The following is a 20,462-nucleotide window of genomic DNA, read 5'->3' as shown; positions in this document are numbered from 1 at the left end:
GCTCACCATCAGGTATTAATAGATTTGAATTTAATAAATAGCGAAAAAGCTACTGGAAAATAAAGCAAGTGACTTTTAATATAATAACCCAGAAAATGAGGGATGTTTATGCTCATTAATTCTTATCAAAAAGCTAAAAAAATAATCACAGAAAATGAAAGTTTAAATGACTTTATAGGAGGACGTTTTGAAGAATTGATTTTAAAGGCTGAACAAAAACTTAATTTAAAATTTTCACCTTCGTATTTGGACTTTCTAAAAACCTTCGGAGCGGGAAATTTTGGAGCAGAAGAAATTTTCGGTGTTATACATGACGATTTTGAAAACTCTTCTGTACCAGATGCTATTTGGTATACCTTATCAGAAAGACAAGTATCAAGTTTACCAAATAGCCTTCTTGTAATATACGATTCTGGGAGTGACGATTTATTCTGCCTTAACTTTAATAATTTAAATGATGCTAGAGAACCACGGATAGTTGCTTATACCCCCGGTGTTGCATTAAAACATCAAAGTTACGAAGTTATTGCCGATAATTTTGGAGACTTCTTATTAGATTTGGTTAGTCAGGAAATATAATATGTTATAGACCAAACAAATCCTTGATGAAAAAAGCAGTACAATATTCGGCTAATATGAATGCTTCCATGAATGTGTCCAATGGAATAGGTGATAGTGCAAACGGTATTCAAGTTTTTCCCAGGAACAATCGCACACAATTATGACTGACCAAATTTATTTATGGGACTATGCAGACGAACAATATAATCCTGGCATGAGTAACATATATTTCCTGACCAACGATATCTGGTAATATTCTTGATGGTCTGTGATGATGAATCAGATGACAGTGACAATTGATCTAATTTAAAAAGCAGTATTCAATAAAGTGCAAAAAAGCGAGGCAATGTAGTTATACACGGTCTTGCCTTTACTCATTACTGTCTGTTTCTTACTACTATGATCGAATGGAATTTTCAAAATACCAGCAGATGATATAAAGCAATGTCTAGATATCGAGGATATAATTTTGTATATAATAAGGTCATTAAAGGGCATTGGTTAAAATGGATAATAACCAACGTATTAATAGTAGTTTGACAGTCATACAAAGCAAAGTCAATCTATCCTCTTGCGAAACTGTGGGAAGGCTAATCTAGTACTTTATCCATCGTTATCCTTTCATCCAATCACACTCACGTATGGCTTACAGCCTATTGACCACACCGCCCAAACCTGACAGCCATTAATATGCGTCAATTCCAAACACATAAAAACGAACCACACCCCCTCATGGATGCGGTCCGCTTGAGTTGAAAATAATTAGAAAGATAGAATGGCTTTTAGAGTTATCCACATTTGTTATTTGCATGGTGCTGTTGTTGCTTGAACAGCTTCGCGAACTTACATATGTTCATTTCTTTAATTGTAATTAAGATTGAAATCCTCCTAATTCCCCGGTTTGGGGAGACTCGGGAAACCATGAACTAATGCCGTTAAACGAATTTTTTATTGCCACTTTTCTATTAAATAATCTGCATCTATGCTTAGCTTATTAAAGGCTTCCTCTGAAATTAAATCTTCATGTTTTTGATGTTCAAGTAACTTTTTAAAGCCTTTCATGTGTTTAATCACTTTTTCTCCTGCTTTTGATTTTTCATAGTGTTCTACAGCTGTTAAATGGAGATTTAATGCATTTGTCGTTTCATCGTCATTAATTTCTTCTCGTTCTCGTAAATATTGAACCTGTTTTTTCAAATCGGCTGAGCTGAGTTTGGTCATTGTCATACTAAATACATGCAAACTGGATTTTTCCGGCAAAATAACGGCCGCAACCTTCTTATCCGGATCCAATGACACGGTATCGTAAAGGAATTGGTATTTGAATTCGGCATTTACTGGACCAGATGGCCTGTTTCGTCCATCAACTGCTACCACGCTGTTTTTTGACGGATTATGTCCAGCATAATAGTTAGCGAATTTAATAGTGTATTCTTCTACAGACCCATCCGAATAAATAATAGATCCTGTACCTTTTTGATCTGAAGAGCTTGCTCCAACAGCTGTACCAATAAAGGAAAGCTTGTCTCCTTTTACATCTTTTCGGATTGCCGCCTGCCCGGCAACATTATCAAGGTCTCCAGCCGCAACATCTGGCCATTCAAAAGCCATTCCATCATGTGTCACAGTGGCACCTGGAGTAAATCCTTTTTCAGCAAGCGACTGCGCCGAAAAGCTCATTTTCCCATCAAGATTGCCTGAATCTGGATTATCTTCATCTGTGATTCCAACATTATTGAAAGATTCATCTAATTTGTTTGTTGGAGAGACCAATTCTATCGGTATAGCATCTTCAGCATCCTGTATTTCTCCATCCACTTCAAAATTCGCTGAAGCTCCTACATTATACCGACTAAATTCAGCATCATCAGGTGCAATCACTTTCCATGACATTTCCGCTTTTTCTCCGGGAGCAACTTCTGACTTTTCTGATGTGACTTTCTCTACTTCCCAATCACCCGGTACGTCTAATGAAGCATCCATATTTTCTATCGGTTCGTCCAATACATTTTCAAAAACGGCGTTAATATTCACTGGAATTCCATTAGGTATTTTTTTGTGTGGTAAATCCAATGAAAATATTTGTGGTTCTACTTCAAATTCACTGAAATTAACAATACCCATTTCCTCGGAATGCCTATTTGCTGCTGACATAGCCAAACCAATATCCTGGGTCGAGTTAACGTCAGCAACCTCTACTGTCCCAACCTCTGTCCATGTTTCCCCATCTTTACTGCACGAACCTGTGAAAGTGGATCCATCTCGTGATAACTTTACATAAGTAGGAGCAGAAAAGCCGCTTGCTTCCTTACTTTCGTTAAGTTTTCCGTCCCCATTACTGTCCCAAGAAAGCACACACCCATTTTCTGGTGTAACAGAAAGATTGATATAGCCAGCTGATTCACTTGTGAGGTCATTACGTGCGACAAGTCCAGCGCGTGCATATCCCCACGTCTCATCTTGATGATCAACCTTTGCTGTTGCCGTATCAAAAGATTCAAAACCACCCTCTTTATAAATGGCACCATATTCATCCGTCGATTTCCACCAATCCTCACCGCCACCGTAAATGGCTAACTCATCACCTGATTCAGATTGAGAAAACGTTGACTCATTAAATGATACCATCTTAAATGGAGATTTCACCTCATTTTCTACAAGTTCTATTACATCTTCAGATAGTGTTTGGGTCTCACCATTGCTTTCATAATTTGTATTAACAGTGAAGATTTGTGTTGCTTCTTCGCTTGGAATTTCAGAAGTGGTCACTTCCCATTCAACACTGAATTCCTCACCTGCTCCAACATGCTCTCTTGTTGTCTCCGTCTTGGGTTTCACTGTAAAACCATCCGGGACATCCAATATAAGTTCAACATCTTGCGCTTCACTTAATCCACTTTTATTGGTAAATGAACCCTTGATTGTTGCCTTTTTGTTATCTTTGTTGAATACTTTTTGATTGCTGGTCACTTCCAGTTCACCTATTGACTGAATCGCAAGCTCATTGTATACATCATTAGCGATGTCAACAATATTTCCTTCTGGCTCTATTGGGAAATCACCAGATTGATTTACCCAATCTTCTCCAAATTCATACCAATCAATAGACTTTGGTGCCGTCTTCGTTTTTAATGCAGCGTCAAGCGTATTAAAATAAGACTCCCATCTTGAATAGTAATAATCGCCGGTAAGTCCTGACAATTGACGACGTGCATAGTCATTAAGACTGTTTTGAGGCGTCCATATTGTAATGAGAGACTTTGCATCGTATTTCAATTGCTCAATCCCTCCTTCACTCGTTGCCCAATTTTCAGCCTTATTCAACCATGGTCCTAGCATACTATGATAATTAGTAGCCGTCACCTGATCAGTAAGGTCGATATAGTGAAGAAATCGATCACTCAACTCCTCAAATAATTCTTTATCCCTTTCATGATAAGCTTCCTCAATTTCAGGAAGTAAAATGCGTCCCCTGTTGGCCAGAACCTGCCTAGTTACATCCATAAGATCATATTGGTAAGCACTACTGTCCTGTAGTTCGGGATCCACAGCGAGTAAATCCGCCAACGCCTGTTCAAACTTGGCCTTACTATAATGCAAGTCTTTTTGGAAATAGCTACTTTCGTTCAATGCATCTATATCAGGTTCTAAACTATACAATTCAGTTGCGTATTCGCTAGAGTTATTGCCGGGCAAGTTATAAAGCGTATCTTGTATCGTTTGCCAAGCCTGAATCGCATGAGAATCCGAGGCTCCATATCGAGCTTTCACATAATCCGCCGTCCATTCATCCAAATCCAACGATTCTTCATGCCACGCTAGTTCAGTAAAAAATTCCACAGCATAAGGATTATTATTAATCGCTTCAGGCAATAAGGCAGTTCCTGAAAGCGCACTGTCTTCCTTGTTTAACCATTCATAAAATTTTTCATTCCACACGGTAAGATTTGCTGCCATGTTCGTATGGCCGCCAAAGTTCCATATCGTTCCAAACGCATATGGAGTCTGATTCCAATCTTCTTCTCTGTTTTTGGCGGTATCTCTATCGGAAATCCCATCTAATACAAGTACTTTTTCTTTATCTACCGCCTCAAGAGTTTCTATTCGCGGATTGGAGTGCCAGCCTAGAAGAACCCAAATCGCATCTGGGTGAGCCGTATTTAAAGCTTCCTGTACAGCTATTGAAGCTTCCCCTACGTCTACGCCACCTTCCTTACCACCTTCATGGAATAAATCCATTTTGAACATATCAGTGTCCCCGAACAGGTCACTCTGGTGCTCATAAAATGTAGCGGCAATTTCCGAATATAATTCGTTTGTTGTATCCAACCAATCAGGCTGTTGAAACGTATGATATGTGCCTTGAGAGACTATCTCGGCATCTGGATTTCTTTCCTCAAATTTAAAAGGTACCATTCCATAATAACCGGGGAAAACAGGTGTCATACCCAGGTCCCTCAATCTATCACTAATTTTTTCACCTAATTCAGCCCGCTTGTCAATAACCTCTTGAGGCATGACACGAGGAAATGTGCTAAGATTTTGCATAAGCCACCAAGGCTGATGAGCTGGGCCCGGAATCCATTCACGCAATTCCGATTTGGAATAACCAAATTCTTCAAAAGTTTTTTGATAGACGGCTTCTTGCCCAGGATAGACAAGTACTTCATTAATACCATGAATTGCTAGAATATCTATCTTCCGCTGCCATTCCTCCCAATCAGCATAAGGGTCAGTGTATCCTTCATCGGTGTCATTTAACGCAAATCGATTTTCTACGTTCGCTTGACGTACTATTTCCTCCTCTGGCAACGGCAACTCTTCAGATAAGTTTACGTTCTTACCGTTAAAAGAAATATTAGAATCAGCTTCATATTTCATATACCAATTCCAGCCCATCAACAATGCGCTTGTGCTTGTAGCCTCAATGACGATATGGTCATCATCACCTGTGCTAATTTTAAACGTTTCTTGATCATACTCTGACTCATCCAAAACTTTAAACTCGAATTGATTCACCTGTTCGCAAGATAACCATCTTTCTATCAAATCGTATGCTTCTTGTAAATTGACGGAAGAGTCATTAGACGACTTTTCATAGTTTACTCCAGAGTCTTCGTCCCCTTTAACGCATACTTCCGCTGATTTGGTATCGTCTTGAGACGGTAATGTTTCTGTTTGATTGTCGCTTTCTGATTGACTATAATTGAAAGCTTTAGCATCAGAGAATATTGGCATCATACCAATGAGCAGAAGTACAGAAATTATTCCTATGGTTCTAACTAGTATGTTAGATTCTTTCACAGAATCTTCTCCTTTCCAATGTATAGTTAATTTAAATCTACTTTTTATACCTCCCTTGTAGTCGCTAGATTTTATCGTGGTGTTTGTAACTCAACATAATATAGTTAAAGCGCTTTCTCAATAGATAGCTTTCGAAAATTGTCATTTTTGAGAAAATGACTAGAAAGAACTACGACTTTAATCCTTTGATTAATAGGGAAGGAATAGGACTGTTCTAGTAGATAAGTTATGTAAAAGAGATCTAACATAGGGACTTTAAAAATTGTTATAAAGTACACCAAATTTATTATGTAGATCGAATGACAATAAGTGCTCATTCAGTAAATAGTGACGGCTAAACCCGTTGCCAATCACGACTCGGTGGCCCCTTTTAACAAAAATTCCTTCTTTTTTTGAAAAAGCTACTATTTATTAAATACACTTGGTATAATTAGGTTAAAAGGACTAGTTATTTAGTCTCGAAAAGGAGAATTGTGACATGAAAAAATATCGCGATAAGTGGTGGTATTCCTCACCCTTCATTTTAACATTAGGTATGTTCAGCTTTTTTATTATACCTGGCATCATTGCTATTATTCTACTCATTTTCCAAATGATAAATCGTAAATCTTTTTATGAAACTTTGCAACAAGATGAACTATATAACAAACCAATTCGTGAAAAAGAAGAAGAATTGCAAAAGCTTAATGAAAATAATATACACCTTGAGACTCAAATCAAAGAAAACAAACATATTATTAATGGGCAAGACAAATTTATTGCAGACTTACGAGTCGGATTTGAAAAAGAGGTAGAACAGGAACGAGAGGGGCTTCTAGATAAAGCAAAGATAGAAGCGGAGCGTATCGTTGAAGAAGCCAATCAAAGTTTGACTGAAGTTTTAAAAAAAACGATGGATTATCAAACTGAAATTGAGACCCTATCGGAAGAACATTCTAAATTAACCAAAGAAGTGAATCGCTATACAAATCAGGCGAGAAAATTTAAAGCTGAGGTGACAGGTCTTAAGAATTTTAGTAGTAGATTCCCTCACACGATTAATTTTGACGACGTAAACAATCAACTTGAAGAGCTTGAAAAAGAATTAGATGAAGACACTTTACTTGGTACGATTATTCGTCTACATTTACATTCCGATCACTCAAAAGAATTAAGAAAGCTCTCAAACGCAACAAAAAGGGAAATCAAAAATCTTCTACGCAAATATGAAGACCGATATACAACTAAAGCAAATAAAACCATTTATAACTTAATGATAATAGGGCTTCAAGCTGAAGTACAAATTCTATTACTGCAATTAAAGTACAACAAATTAGATGAATCCGAAGAGGCTGTTAATAACATAATTACGAAATACCTCTCTATATGTGCAACTGGTAATAAGGCTATTTTACCAACAATCACTAAATTTTTAACAGAAATAGAACCTCTTTATAAAGAACTTATTCAAATTGAATATAAATATTATGTCTATCGTGAACAAGAAAAAGAAGAACAAAAAATGATTAAAGAACAAATGAGACAAGAAGCCGAAGAGAAAAAAAAGCTTGCTGAAGAAAAGAAAAAGCTTGATGTTGAGGAACGAAAATTCAACGTAGAGATGGAGCGACACAAAAACCTATTAGAGCAAGAAACTGATAGCGAAAGAATTAAACAACTACAAGATAGGTTGGCTGAACTTCAAATTCAAGTTAAAGAAATCGATGATAAAAAAGAAGAAATTGCCAGCCTAACACTTGGTAAAGCTGGGTATGTTTACATTATTTCAAATAAAGGATCCTTTGGAGAACAAATGTTTAAAATAGGTATGACCAGAAGAGTAAACCCACAAGATAGAGTAGATGAATTAGGCAGTGCCTCCGTCCCATTTAAATTCGATGTTCATGCTATGATATTTAGCGATGACGCTGTTGGATTAGAAAACAAGCTTCATAAGCTACTGAACGAGCAAAGAGTAAACAAAGTGAATTACCGAAAAGAATTTTTCTATACAACAATAGAAGACTTAAAAGAGCGAGTTGAAGATATAGATCCTACTGTGGAGTTTGTCACAACAATGTTGGCCCAAGAATATAATCAAACTCTGGCTATAAAAGAGTCTTCATTAGTATCATAATTTGGATACGAGTTTCAGCAAAAAAATTACAATTAATTATTTAATAGTCATAGAGAGTCAAATTGGCATTGTACACAAATAAAGGGAGAGATCTATTGGTCTCTCCCTTTTTATATATTTATAATAAATATACTTGTAAAAAAATTGTGTGTTTATGTATATAAACGATTAATTAAACCGTAAATCATCCCGTAGTTGGGAGCTTCCCCGAAACTTCATCACTTCCGCTCCAAAAAGCATGATTCATTCTTCTGCATGTCACTTCCACCCGTTAAACCGATTTTATTATCATCTATCCAATCAATATAATAACTATCATGATGATTTTCATCCATAAATGTAATTTCATCATCAGCTAACTTATATTCAAAATCTTTTTCGTAGGCTTCAGAATAAACGGTATCTTCATCTTTAAACTCAAGTCCGTCGATAATGTAGTACAAGCAATTAGGCTCTCCTGCTGGTTCTCCATCCTCGTATCCCGCAGTACCAACCCAAGTTCCTCCGCCTAAATCTTCCTCAGTCACATTGGTACTGCAACCTATTAAAATTAGAAGGAGCAAGAATAATAGCAAGTTTTTTATTTTTTTCATTCTTAAAACACTCCTTATAAGAGGCGTCAGTGTATAATTTATTCTATCCCCTTAACTAAATCCTCAATAGAATCTTCCCCGTCTTTGTCTCCACTTGAAATATAATTAATTATTTTAGTACTATGTTCTTCCAAGTCTAATTCCAGATTATATAATGTTTCACCCATTTTGTACCAATCATGTTCATTAACAGCATCTTCTGGGAAATCAATATTGGGATTAGCTGCATGAAGTTCTTTTCAACGTTCTACTTTTTTGAACGTTTCTTCTTGAGGATAGAGTTGGATATTTATTTCTTTACCAGGAGTTTTCTCACTAATAGATATTTCCAAATTTAATCTCTCTGCTACGTTCAATGCCTCTTTAGTACCTATTTCTCTTTCATTTTCCGCTTTCTCATATCCAACGGCTGCTTTGCCGATTTCAACAAAACCAACGACATCTGCTTTTTTAGCTAATGAGGAGATAACTTTATCTAAAACCCTTGTCGCTATGAAGTTTGCGTCATACCAGGCATTTTCATTTTTCAATTTATTTAACTCACTATGAGAAATATTAGAAGATGCATGCTCTCCTGTCGCATACGTCACTGATGAATAATGAAGAGCAGGTACTTCATCGAAGCCTGGACTATCATCATAAAATCTCAATTCACGATAATCGTCTTTACTTAATAGACCCCCAGCATCATATTTATACGACTTAACCACATATTCGAGATAATGACCAGAGATTCCGTCATGATCTTGTTTATAGTCCAATTGTCCGACCATGATAACTTCATCTCTACCTGCGATACTCGAATGATAGTCTTTTAGCATCATTAAATACATTTCCATTTTCGCTCGTGTATCAGCGTCCACTTCTGTTCCATTAGGGCTTTTTGTGCCTAGGAAAAGATATGCCTGAACCATTTCCATCTCATTCTCCAAGGCCTCTTGGGATCTACTTTGATCATTTGATGTGACTAAAATTCTATCCTTACCCTGAGAATAAGTTTCACTAGCAATCACTGATTCTTCCTAATCATTTTCCCCTTGGTCACTACCTCTTTCTGTATTATAAATATTGAGGTGATTTGTTTGAAAATAAAAACTCTTTTCATATTAAGCATTATTATACTATTAGGAGGATGCTTTGTGAACAGTAATAAAGATAATTTTGATGAAGAAACGATTGATAAAGCAAAGTCTGTCGCCGAAAGCTTTATTAACGCTAATTTCAAAGAAGTAACTGCAATTGAAAGTGAAGAACCCTATGAAAGTACGATGGGTGGTATGGTTATTGATGCCGTGGTAAATAATGAAGCGGTTATTTCACTTAGTTTTGATGAAGAATTTAAAATAGGAAGTTATTCCACAGAAGATGGGTTTCCAGATAAAAAAGACGAATGTAAAGACAAAGTTTATGAATATTAACGGGCCGGACTATATTTAATTTTACTTAGGATACTAGCCCTACAATTTAACCTGTCAGCTCTTGCTTGCTCAACACGGCGATGTCCATAACCAAATTCCAATAGTCCGATTGTATATCTTCGTTAACTGTTGAACAATAACCTATTGAATGAAACGTCTGTCACCATGGGAATACCTGACTTCCTCAACCCATTGTTTAATTTCAAACATTTCAATGTTTTTTCCTGCGAGTCTCCGTGTTTCTATGGCCTTTCGTTGTGACTTTTGGGAAATGCGAGAACCTTCTCTCGTCCTTCACACTTCCCGCAGTACTAATTTATATAATGCTTATCGCAGCATAACAGATGTATTGCATCCGTTATTTTATTACAGTACTCTGCCTGGTTCAAATTCAACTTCAAATTCCTCTTCAAATTTCTCTTGTAGTTTCCTAATCACATCTTCCTTTTCTTTTCGTTCTCTAGCCAAATCACTCGTACCCTTTTCCGCTTCCGTCATTTCCTTCGTCGTCCCGTCTGCAAGAGCCTCTATTAATTCTGAACTTTTTTCATAGTAATCGAATAATGCATTCGCCCCGCTGACTAAAGCTTCATAATATTCTTCCCCCGCCTCGGACTCTGGTTCTTTCATATCCGCAAGATACTCTCGTTTTTTTTCGATGAGATTTAAAAGATCTTCATTTAAAGATAAAACAACTTCTTCGTCATTTGCATCACCGTCGTTAAAGCTATTCAATGCTGTCGTTAATTCTAAATTAATTTCATGAACAGGTTCTATCACATTTTCCCCGAAGTCTTTCTGATATGATTCCAATTCTTCCTTAGGATCTTCCGAACACCCCGCCATGACACCAAGCAGAAATAATGTACAAAATAAAAATAAAAACTTTTTTCTCATCCTGTGAACTCCCCCATTTCCTATTATCTCAGTTAAAATAACACATCACATTCTTTTAATCAATGACAGGACAAAAGGCTTGGTTCTCTGTCCTTATAGACTATCTCAATCATTTATAACATAATAGGATTCTAACTCTTATGAAATAAAAAAGACAATCAACAATGCCCGAGAAAAGAAAGGAACAAGAAAAAACTCTTCGCATCCAGTAAAATAAGTCACCCTTAACTTGTAATCCCATAATAAAACCAGTTATAGACACAACTTCAGAATTATGTCTATAACTGGTTTATATTGACCTAGTCGCACGAACGATTATCTATTATTACTTGCTGCTGATCCCCCACTTAGTCATATTGTTATCAATTTCTAAAATTGGCGGATCATGCAGCAACTAACCTGCGATAAATTAGCTTTACTCTATGTTATCAATTAGCGTATCTGCACCTTTTGTGAGAGTGTCATAGGCTTCATCAGATATCTTTTCAACTTCTTTTTGATGATCAAGTAAATCTTTAAACCCATTGAGGTGTTTAACTACTTTATCGTTAGCACCTATTTTTTCAAATTGCTCTAATGCTGTTAAATGAATTTTCAAAGCGTGGACGGCATCGTCATTTGAAATATCACCGGATTCTTCGTATTGTTCAACCAATGTTTTTAGGTCAGATACACTTTTTACTGGAACGTCGTCTTCCTTTACAAATTCAACAGCACCGATGTCCGGTTTGCCATCTGTTAGCAATGTACCAAAGTAATCCTGTCCACCATTGTTGTCGATTTCCAGACCAGCATCAATCGCTGGCGATTCAGGTTGTAGGCTATAACCAGTTACGGTATCCCATCCAATTTCACCAGTATTTTCATCTACAAAAAGTGGATCATCGGTTATTATAGATTCATCATTTTCTGGGAGTTCATCATATCCAGTAAAGATATTTCTCTCCCAATCTATCTCAGATTCAATAAAGTCTAAGTCCCCTATGTCTCCTCTATTCACAAAAATATTATTAAAGATTTCGGCATCACTCATGCCAGTAGCACCATTTTCCATAAATTTCCCTGTGTCACCAGTATCCTCGTGATAGATTGTATTATTATAGGCTTGGCTACCTTTATGGCCTGGTCTCCAGTCAAATACACCGTGTCTCGTTCCATCATTTTGGCTGATATTGTAACGGAATACCCCATTAAATCCGAGTAAGGAAGGGGTGTTACACCACATAAATGTTCCACCGGAATTATCATGCATGTAATTATATTGAACATACGTATCTTGATTCAATGCATCAATTTCTATCCCTTGACCATCTCCAGCAGCTAGTAGACTATCGGCTGGTACTGTATCATATACCTCGTTGTACTCAAATATTACATCATCAGAATTCCAGTTAAATAAACCTACAGCATACCAGCTATTAAATCCTGTTCTGTACACGATATTATGGTCAACCAACGCATTACTAACATTATCAATAATGGCACCATCGCCATCAATGTCATGAATGATGTTATTGCTGACTGTAAGATTTTCATTGGGTTTCCATGATCCTAAACCAGCATATCCAAAGTCCTCATGCTCATTCCATTTTTCACCTTCTCTTGTCGTCCAAGGGGTGACAAAGTTTATTCCGGAACGTCCTAAGTCATATAGTTCACTATTGGTTACTGTTATATCATGAAGGGCGGTTGGTACGCGTTTGGATTCATCGGTTAAATGGGTGGTAACAGTCATAATTATCCCACCAGAAGATTTTCCTTCGTTCGTATTCGGACCTCTAAACCCGTGAATTTCTAAATTATCAAAGTTGAAATAATTAAGATCACCAGCATCCTCTGCACTTATATTAATTCCTCGGCGATATACAGACGTTTGTTCGTTTTCTTCGTAAGTTGGATCATATAATTCCAGATCCCTTACTTCCCAATATTCCTGATTAAAGAAAGTGATGACGTTGTTGACGACTGGATCATAGACAACTTGACTAGCAATATTCATGTGTGAAATCGTCCAGTCTTCTCCAGGTTTTAATATTGGCTTATCACCTGAGCCATAACTACCAATAACAATCGGTGCATCTTTCACACCAGAACCCTGTGGTTTCAATGCACCAGTCCATTCTTCTCCCGCTCGGAATAAGATTTGGTCCCCTGGTTCAAATTCAATTTCGTTTACTTTTTCAATCGTTTTCCATGCTAATTCTGGACTTGTCCCATCATTATTATCATCGCCATTTTTTGCATCAACATAATAAGCTACACCTTCACCCGTTTCCAGTGCCTCTAATACATAATCAGTGGTATCAAAATGATCATTATAAGTTACTTTTACCGTCACGGTTTGCTCATAGGCACCCGCTCTTACCGGTGTAAAATTGAATTCAACGGTTTTTTCTTTCTCATTATATTGAAAATCTTGAATATCATAGGATTCATATTGCCCATCATTGACTTTATATTCAAAAGCGAAGTCATTTTCAACTGGAGCAATTGTTGGATTATCATCAAGTGTAATAGTAATGTGCCCATCTTCTGCTTCTATTGATTCTATTTTTGCTTCTACCAAAGGTTCACCAGAAGATTCCACTGTAAATTCCAGACTATAATTTATGGCTGTACTTTGATTATCAGGCATATATTGCAAATTAACGGTGATTTCTTGCTCAATTGGCTTTTTCTCAAAAGCCGTATATTCCATCATCAAGGTATTATCAGATACAGACTCAGAGACAATAGGTAATTCCTTGACATTACCCGAATCACTAGAATTGGAGTAAGTCGCTTGGAAATTATTCTTAGTTATATTTCCTTGATAATTTTCATCAAAATCAACAGTAATTAATCCATTCTCAATGTTTAAATCGGCAATGTCACTGCCTTCAGAAACTAACTCCCAATCGTCGACATAGACCTCACCCTCACTGCTCTCTTCTACCCAAGCCGCTATTCGGGGCATGTCATCTTTATCGCCAGTAAAGACAAATTGAGCTTCATATTGTTCATATTCAGATGAATCAATTTTTAATTGTTTTTCATTTCCACCATAATTTTTCAAGACAATATAAGCAGAAGTTTTGTCAGGGTTCGTATTTTTAGCCCAGACAGAAAGTTTATATGTTTCTCCCACCTGTAAATCTTGAATATCTTGTTCTAAAGCATCACTAGTAGAAGATAATCGAGCAGCATAATCTCCGCTATGAGGCTCATTCTTTACTCTTTCAACACCTTCTCCGTAATAAAACCAATTTCCTACTTTAGCTTGTCCTCCTACATGCGGTTCAAAATCAACATCTTCTTCATAGGACGGATAAATAACTAAATTCTCACCAATATCATCCTCATCCTGTATTTCTGCATTAACGTATCCTAGCCCCATCATTTGTGGGAAGAGCTGAAAAATCATAGCTACTAACATCAGCCAGATGACTGGCTGGTTTTTCCACATTTTTTTCATCGCTAACCTATCTCCATTCTTAAATTTATTTAAGATGACATATCCAATTTAATTGGATTATGTTTTCCTATTTTTTTAATAAGCTCATCATAAATATCTCTCGTAATATACACCTTTAAAATTTGATTTTTTGAGTCTTCCATGTGATATTCATCTGTCGTTTTTGTTAAAATTTTGCCTTCTATGGATTCCCCATTATCATCTAATTCGAATTCTGCGCCTTCTTCACCATAGAACAACTCATGAAACAGGGCTGAATCGACCTTCTCCAATGTTGACATTTCTGGTCTCGTAATCGTTTTCTTTTCTGATGTTCCTTCTCTATTAATCTCATATTCAATGGCTTCTATTGTGGTAAATTGCTCAGGGTTAGCTTCCAAATACTCTTCTGCTTCTTTTACAAGTGATTCATCCGCTCGTTGAATCAAAGCGTCAACAATATCTAATTGAAGATTACTTAAGGTATATTGAATATAGTCTTCCAATTCAAACTCAACCACCCCATAAAATTTCTCTCCCTTTTCCTGCTTAATCTTTCTTTGATTATTCTCCTGTTCCATGTCGATTTTCAACTTTTCAAAGGAGTATGGGCTAGATACGTCTAAATAGTTTGCGATTAAATATTGGGTATAGACATCTTGAATATACTTTTTCGTTTCCTTTTTTACTTTTTCTTCATCTGAATGATCATTAATCTTTTTCCGTACAATTTGTGAATAAAAGTCAAACTCATCTTCTTCAATTACAATTGACTCACCCTTTAAATTCTCAAATTCATCCATTAATGTGTCTTCTTTTGCATTAGTTGAAATATCGCTAAAACTAATAAAATAAAGAGTAACTAAGGATATACTAATAACTACAATAATACCGATGTTTTTTTTGCTCATTATCTATCCTCCTTCTCGCTTAAAATGATAGATTTATTTTCACTCCTTTCTAGTTTCCCTTTAAACAACTATTAGAATATAACCTAAAGATATATTTTTTAAAGCGCTTTCACAATAAGGATATTGTTGAGTTTTTTATTAATATTGCTTAATTATTTAACTTTTTTGTTAATTAGGAAAATAGTATGGTGATATGTTTGGGAAAACGTAAACCTAAAGCCTCTTATAATAGTTATAGCGAGTCTTTTTAACTACACCTTTTCATCTGCACATAATTAAACTTTATGTAGTAATCTGCTCGTGAGCGAACAGAAAAAAACACTAATGAAATAACAATCGTTTTTTCATTAGTGTTTTTTAGTTTAATTTTCTTTCGCCCACTAAGGTTGGGCTATTGTATTTTTTCTACAACAAGAATTCCAGATTTAAAGTTTAGCACTTCACCAATCATATGAGGAAAACATTTTATGCTCATTAATCATCTGCTGCGGATCGATTATTCCGTCTGATAATAGCACGTTTTCGCTTTTTTAGGCATCCTAGGCTGAGAAAATTTCAATGTATTATCGGAAATCTTCTTCGTCCGTATTTTTCATGAGAGATTTGCTTTTGTATAATTTATTCCAAACAAACTGTTGGCTCTATGGATCCTTTTCCTCCCTTTCCCATCAATATCAGCTCAGCAATCAACCGAAATGTTTCTTCACCTAATAAATATCGTAAGGAATCAAGTTTCAAAATTTGACTCCTTGCGATTTGTTCATGTAACTGACATTTTTTCAAGGCTAATCTGATGTGACCCCGTTACCGATTATATACAATTCGATGATTATCAATCAGTATTAATAAATAGTTTACCTTCCGCTTCTTCCCGTGACACATTATTAAACTTATCCATCACTTTAACTTCGAGAATCGCTCCTCCTGCGTAAGCTTTTTCTGGTGCTGTCCAGTAACCTACATAATGACCATCTGACATTTCCATCATTGGGAATTCGGTTGCTTGGGCAAAACTTGTGAAAGTGTTCGTTAATGGCATGTGCATTTGGAATGTAGCTCTTAATCCTGGTTCACTATCAAATTCAAATTTGATTGATTCCCCTGTTTTAAGATATATATCCTCGTTTGGAGTCAAGTTTTCAATAACAGGAGCATTGTAATTCACTTGAACAGTGACTGATTCTTCTATTTTATCGCCATCATGATACATCGCTGATACGTTAATTTCATTTTCACCATTATCAAGCATCACTCGTTTAGAGTATTCTCCTTCTTCCGACACATCTGCCTTTTGTCCATTCACTTCAACATAATCAAGATTATCAGGGGTAACGGTTCCTTCAACGGTGACTGTTTCATCATTAATCTTATCGCCATCTTTAGGATTATCGATGGTTAGTTCTGACTTATCATTGTCATTATCCAATATCACAGTAACAGGTTCCGATTTACTTGCTGTCTCACCATCAACCTTTGATACTGCTGTTAATTCATTTTCACCTTCTGTAAGCTCAATCTCCGTCAGGAATCGGCCATCGTCATCCACTTCTGTTTCACCACTAGTTTTTCTATTATTCATAAGTGTAATTTCTGTCGTTGGTGAGGCAGTCCCTTCAACTGTTATGGTGGATTCATTTAAAGTTTCTCCTTCTTTTGGTGACGTAATGACAGGTGACTCTATCTCATAGCTCACTTTCGACCGAATCATATAATTTCCATCATCTTCAAACGCAGGATAGAACTTACCATCCAAATATTGGTAACTTCGATGTGTGTAGGGATTACCATCATCTGTACCTAGCCCAGGAGCCACTGGATAGTCCATCATTTGCACATAGACCATATAAAAGTCTCCATCAACTTCAATTTGATGCTCGGTTAAATCAACAGTGGTCCACTCATCAAATTTAGCATCAGCTGAAATAGGGCCAGCAAGTTTTTTTCCTGGTAGACCATCTGCTCCAGAGGCATCCCAAACTTCCACAGCAAAATCCGTTCCACTTGTATCGGAAAAACCTTTATCTATAAAATGAAACAACCCTTTCGTTACTACAGCAGAATCCCTGTCATCCGGTAACGACATTTTAACCGCCCAGCCGGCTCCACCAGCAAAGTACATACTCCCATTTGTCATAGTTCCATTATCATAACTTATCTCTTCCCCGGGATATGTAAAGAAGGGATCTAGCGTAATGTTGATTTCCTGATCATCTTCGAAAGTTACTTCAACTTCTTTTGTATGATAGCCACTGCCTGATACCTTCAATGTATAAGTACCATCATAAGCAGTCATTTTGAAGTTCCCTTTTTCGTCTGTTTCTACAGGTTTAATATTTGCATCTTCAACAAGACTTAATGAGATATTGTCAACAACTTCACCCGATATTTCATTTGTAACTGTTCCACTTAACGTGCTTTTAGACATTTCTTCTAATGTAAAGTCAATCTGAGTAACCTCATCTTCTGTAACAGTGACCAATTGTTCCTCCGATTGATAACCATAAGCTTCAGCTTCTGCTGTATACTCTCCAGCTTCGTGGGATAATTTAAATGATCCATCTTCAGGGTCTGTCTTAACAGATCGCCCATCATCAACGATGTTAACTTGTCCACTAACCGGGGCCTCATCCCCTTTACGAACCACTTTCCCTTCGACAGTTCCAAGGCCATCTGTCATAGATAAAAATGCATGATGCGCATCAACAAGTCCGTGACCATATCCATTATTCGGTGACTCGGTATAGTCATCATCCGTTAAAGGCGTTGCTGTTTCTATTAAAATATCTTCAGCTTCTTCAATAGATAGATTCGCATTGACTTGTTGTAACAATGCTACTGTCGCTGAAACAGCTGGACTCGCCATCGACGTTCCATTCCACCCATCCTCATAGTTATCACCTGGGACAGAAGAATATATGTTTACACCAGGAGCTGAAATATCCGGTTTAATTTCATCATATGGTGATGGTCCTAGTAGTGAAAACTCTCCAATCAAGTTATCCTTATCTGTTGCACCAATTGCAAATGATTCCGGATAGTTCGCTGGATTAGCAATTGAGCCAGGACCTCCTGGATTATACATATCCACATTTCCCGCTGCAAATGCAGGAAAAATACCAGCATGACGCCACTCTTTTACAACATCCCGATACCATTCATCAAGTCCCGGTCCACCACTCCATGAATTGTTTACAATATCTGGAGCAAGATCAACCCGTGAATTCCCTTCTTTATCTGTCGGAGCTAAAATCCATTCTGCAGCTGCTAATATATCTGCATCGCTCCCACCGTCATCTGAAAATGCTTTAACAGCAATCCATTTTGCACCTGGAGCTACCCCGATTTGATTTGAACCATCAGGCTCATTACCGACCATTGTTCCCGTGACATGTGTACCATGACCTACATCATCATATGGCTCCGTCTTTTCAGTGGCAGAGTCAAACCAGCTAAATTCATGATCAACTTCCCCTGTTTCAGCATCATAGCCACGATAGTTTTCTTTTAATGCTGGATGATCCCATTGCACACCACTATCAATACTAGCAACAACGATACCGGAGCCGTCAAACCCTTTCTCCCACACTTCCGGTGCATAAATTTGGTCAACATTCCATGCTGTATTTTCTTCAGTTGAATGCGACTTCAGTGTTTCGGCTACTGCTACATCCGAGCCAATATTCAATTGCCTTGTCTCATTGGGTAAAACTTTCTCAACTTCTGGAAATGAAGCAATCTTTTCCGCAACCTCTTTTGTAGCTGTCACCGCCATTCCATTTACGATAAAATACGAATGTAATATTTCTGCATGACCAGCCGCCTCTTCATTTTCAATAAACTCGCGCACATTTTGTTGAGCATCCAAGGATGTCGCTTTTAATTCAGATATAACTGCGGAACGCTGTAAATGCTCAGCCTTTTGAGCAGTCAAACGGGCTGATTCAGCATTTTCTTTCGCTTTTTCAACCACTTTTTCCGTTTCCGCTTGTTCCTTAAATTTAACCAAAAAAGTAACTTTATCTACTTCTGAGTATTCATCCAGCAAACGATTGCTCAATTTCACATTTGTAGTTGCTTCTGTATCATTAAATGCTCGATAAACTGGATTATCATCGGTTTGAGCCACCACCACCCCTGATCCTAATGTTGAAAACAACATAACGAATGAAGCGATGATACTGAACAATCGGACATGATATCTTTGTCTATTCATGTTTTCTCCTCCTAAAAAATTTAACTTTCCTTACACCAAGAACATTTTTACGCGACTAACCCCCCCAAAGCAAAACTAAAATGAAAGTAAACTCTAAAATATTATAACATTCTATAAATTCATTTTATTATAACTGCTTCTAACCAAAAAAACATTAATTTCTATCGAATTTTGTCGAAATGAACCTAATTGACTGTTTTTTAAGCCTTGTTCTTTAAGCACAAAGCAATATCACTAAGTGTAAAGTCCTGCAAATTGGATGTATCAATTTCAACCGCATTAAAAACCCTGTAAGAAAAATAAAAGAGCAAACTGATGTGGAGTCAAAAAACAACATGGCTCACATCATCAAAGTAAAGTGTGAACCATGTTGTTTTGGATACCTTATTATTCTTAGTTAATCTTACATCGTTCTCATAACCATTAAGATGTGCATTGAACTATCATCATAACATCAGTTAATTCATGGTTAAAATCAATGATTCGTTTTTTTCCATTGACTTCCACCCCATCAAGATCCTAGTGAAAGTGTTCTCGGATTTCCTAGATTGATACCAGCAACCTCCATGACCGCACAGTCAAGCTCATTAATTTGTGAGACGCTCCAAATATAAAAATGAACCTCGCCCTTTCATGGGTGAGGTTTATTTTGAGTTTAATATGATTAACAAAAGGAATAACTCTTACTTTCTATCAAAAGAATGCTACGTGTTTTTAATTATTATAAATTTTATTTACGTCTGTTATTTCCAAGGTGAAGCTGTTTCTTGAACGGCTTCACGAACATTTTCCAAATTGCTGACGCCTGTCGTCTCTAGCCAATTGACATAAGCCTCTTGACCTTCTTCAGCAAATGGGCGCACACCGTCTTTCCAAATGGCCCGTCCACACAGACAGCCATTAAACTTAGACCCTGCCTCTTTAGCGAAGTGAAGCGTATCGATAAATTGCTCGTTCGTCACACCACCACTTAAATAAATAAATGGCAAACGACTTTTTTCTGAACATTGACGATA

General features: G+C 36.8%; 11 protein-coding genes and 1 pseudogene. 3 read left to right on the top strand and 9 right to left on the bottom strand.

The genetic code is table 11. The features are described 5' to 3' along the window. Positions 1–108 precede the first annotated feature (108 nt). Entirely contained in the window at positions 109–579 is a 471-nt protein-coding gene (locus KQI49_RS15350; protein WP_216490389.1) for an SMI1/KNR4 family protein, read from the top strand. Between the two features lie 930 nt (positions 580–1,509). On the opposite strand, the gene KQI49_RS15345 is transcribed toward KQI49_RS15350, so the two are convergent. After that, positions 1,510–5,865: an alpha-N-acetylglucosaminidase TIM-barrel domain-containing protein gene (locus KQI49_RS15345; RefSeq protein WP_216490388.1), complete on the bottom strand. Its 4,356-nt coding sequence runs from the start codon at positions 5,863–5,865 to the stop codon at positions 1,510–1,512. A gap of 478 nt (positions 5,866–6,343) precedes the next feature. On the opposite strand from KQI49_RS15345, the gene KQI49_RS15340 reads away from it, so the two are divergent. Next, the gene (locus KQI49_RS15340; RefSeq protein WP_253286863.1) at positions 6,344–7,981 is read left to right on the top strand and encodes a GIY-YIG nuclease family protein; all 1,638 of its coding nucleotides are present in this window, start codon (positions 6,344–6,346) and stop codon (positions 7,979–7,981) included. Between the two features lie 218 nt (positions 7,982–8,199). Here KQI49_RS15340 and KQI49_RS15335 read toward each other — a convergent pair whose 3' ends face one another. The 3 genes from KQI49_RS15335 to KQI49_RS15330 all read right to left on the bottom strand — a co-directional run bounded on the left by KQI49_RS15335 (position 8,200) and on the right by KQI49_RS15330 (position 9,587). Then, positions 8,200–8,574 carry a hypothetical protein gene (locus tag KQI49_RS15335; RefSeq protein ID WP_216490387.1) on the bottom strand — a complete coding sequence of 125 codons (375 nt, stop codon included), beginning with the start codon at positions 8,572–8,574 and terminating at the stop codon, positions 8,200–8,202. Between the two features lie 38 nt (positions 8,575–8,612). Beyond that, complete coding sequence (locus tag KQI49_RS18780; RefSeq protein ID WP_256439021.1) at positions 8,613–8,741, bottom strand: hypothetical protein; 129 nt, start codon at positions 8,739–8,741, stop codon at positions 8,613–8,615. Positions 8,742–8,813: 72 nt separating this feature from the next. After that, a complete protein-coding gene (locus KQI49_RS15330) occupies positions 8,814–9,587 on the bottom strand; it encodes a hypothetical protein (RefSeq protein WP_216490386.1) in 774 nt (257 codons plus the stop codon). A gap of 126 nt (positions 9,588–9,713) precedes the next feature. On the opposite strand from KQI49_RS15330, the gene KQI49_RS15325 reads away from it, so the two are divergent. Next, a complete protein-coding gene (locus KQI49_RS15325; RefSeq protein WP_216490385.1) occupies positions 9,714–9,992 on the top strand; it encodes a hypothetical protein in 279 nt (92 codons plus the stop codon). A gap of 366 nt (positions 9,993–10,358) precedes the next feature. Here KQI49_RS15325 and KQI49_RS15320 read toward each other — a convergent pair whose 3' ends face one another. The 5 genes and pseudogenes from KQI49_RS15320 to KQI49_RS15300 all read right to left on the bottom strand — a co-directional run. Beyond that, positions 10,359–10,889, bottom strand: coding sequence for a hypothetical protein (locus KQI49_RS15320; RefSeq protein WP_216490384.1), 531 nt, complete (start codon positions 10,887–10,889; stop codon positions 10,359–10,361). A 415-nt stretch (positions 10,890–11,304) separates the two neighbouring features. Continuing rightward, positions 11,305–14,343, bottom strand: a complete 3,039-nt coding sequence (locus KQI49_RS15315; protein ID WP_216490383.1) for an FIMAH domain-containing protein — start codon at positions 14,341–14,343, stop codon at positions 11,305–11,307. A 29-nt stretch (positions 14,344–14,372) separates the two neighbouring features. Then, positions 14,373–15,233 carry a hypothetical protein gene (locus tag KQI49_RS15310; protein ID WP_216490382.1) on the bottom strand — a complete coding sequence of 287 codons (861 nt, stop codon included), beginning with the start codon at positions 15,231–15,233 and terminating at the stop codon, positions 14,373–14,375. A gap of 832 nt (positions 15,234–16,065) precedes the next feature. Then, the gene (locus tag KQI49_RS15305) at positions 16,066–19,446 is read right to left on the bottom strand and encodes a S8 family peptidase (protein WP_216490381.1); all 3,381 of its coding nucleotides are present in this window, start codon (positions 19,444–19,446) and stop codon (positions 16,066–16,068) included. A 743-nt stretch (positions 19,447–20,189) separates the two neighbouring features. After that, positions 20,190–20,462: pseudogene (locus KQI49_RS15300) on the bottom strand (tagatose-bisphosphate aldolase); the annotation flags it as partial.

The sequence above is a fragment of the Virgibacillus sp. MSJ-26 genome (assembly GCF_018918075.1).
Classification (GTDB): Bacteria; Bacillota; Bacilli; order Bacillales; family Amphibacillaceae; genus MSJ-26.
Note: the sequence above shows the minus strand (reverse complement) of the source record. Positions and strands in the feature narration are given on the sequence as shown.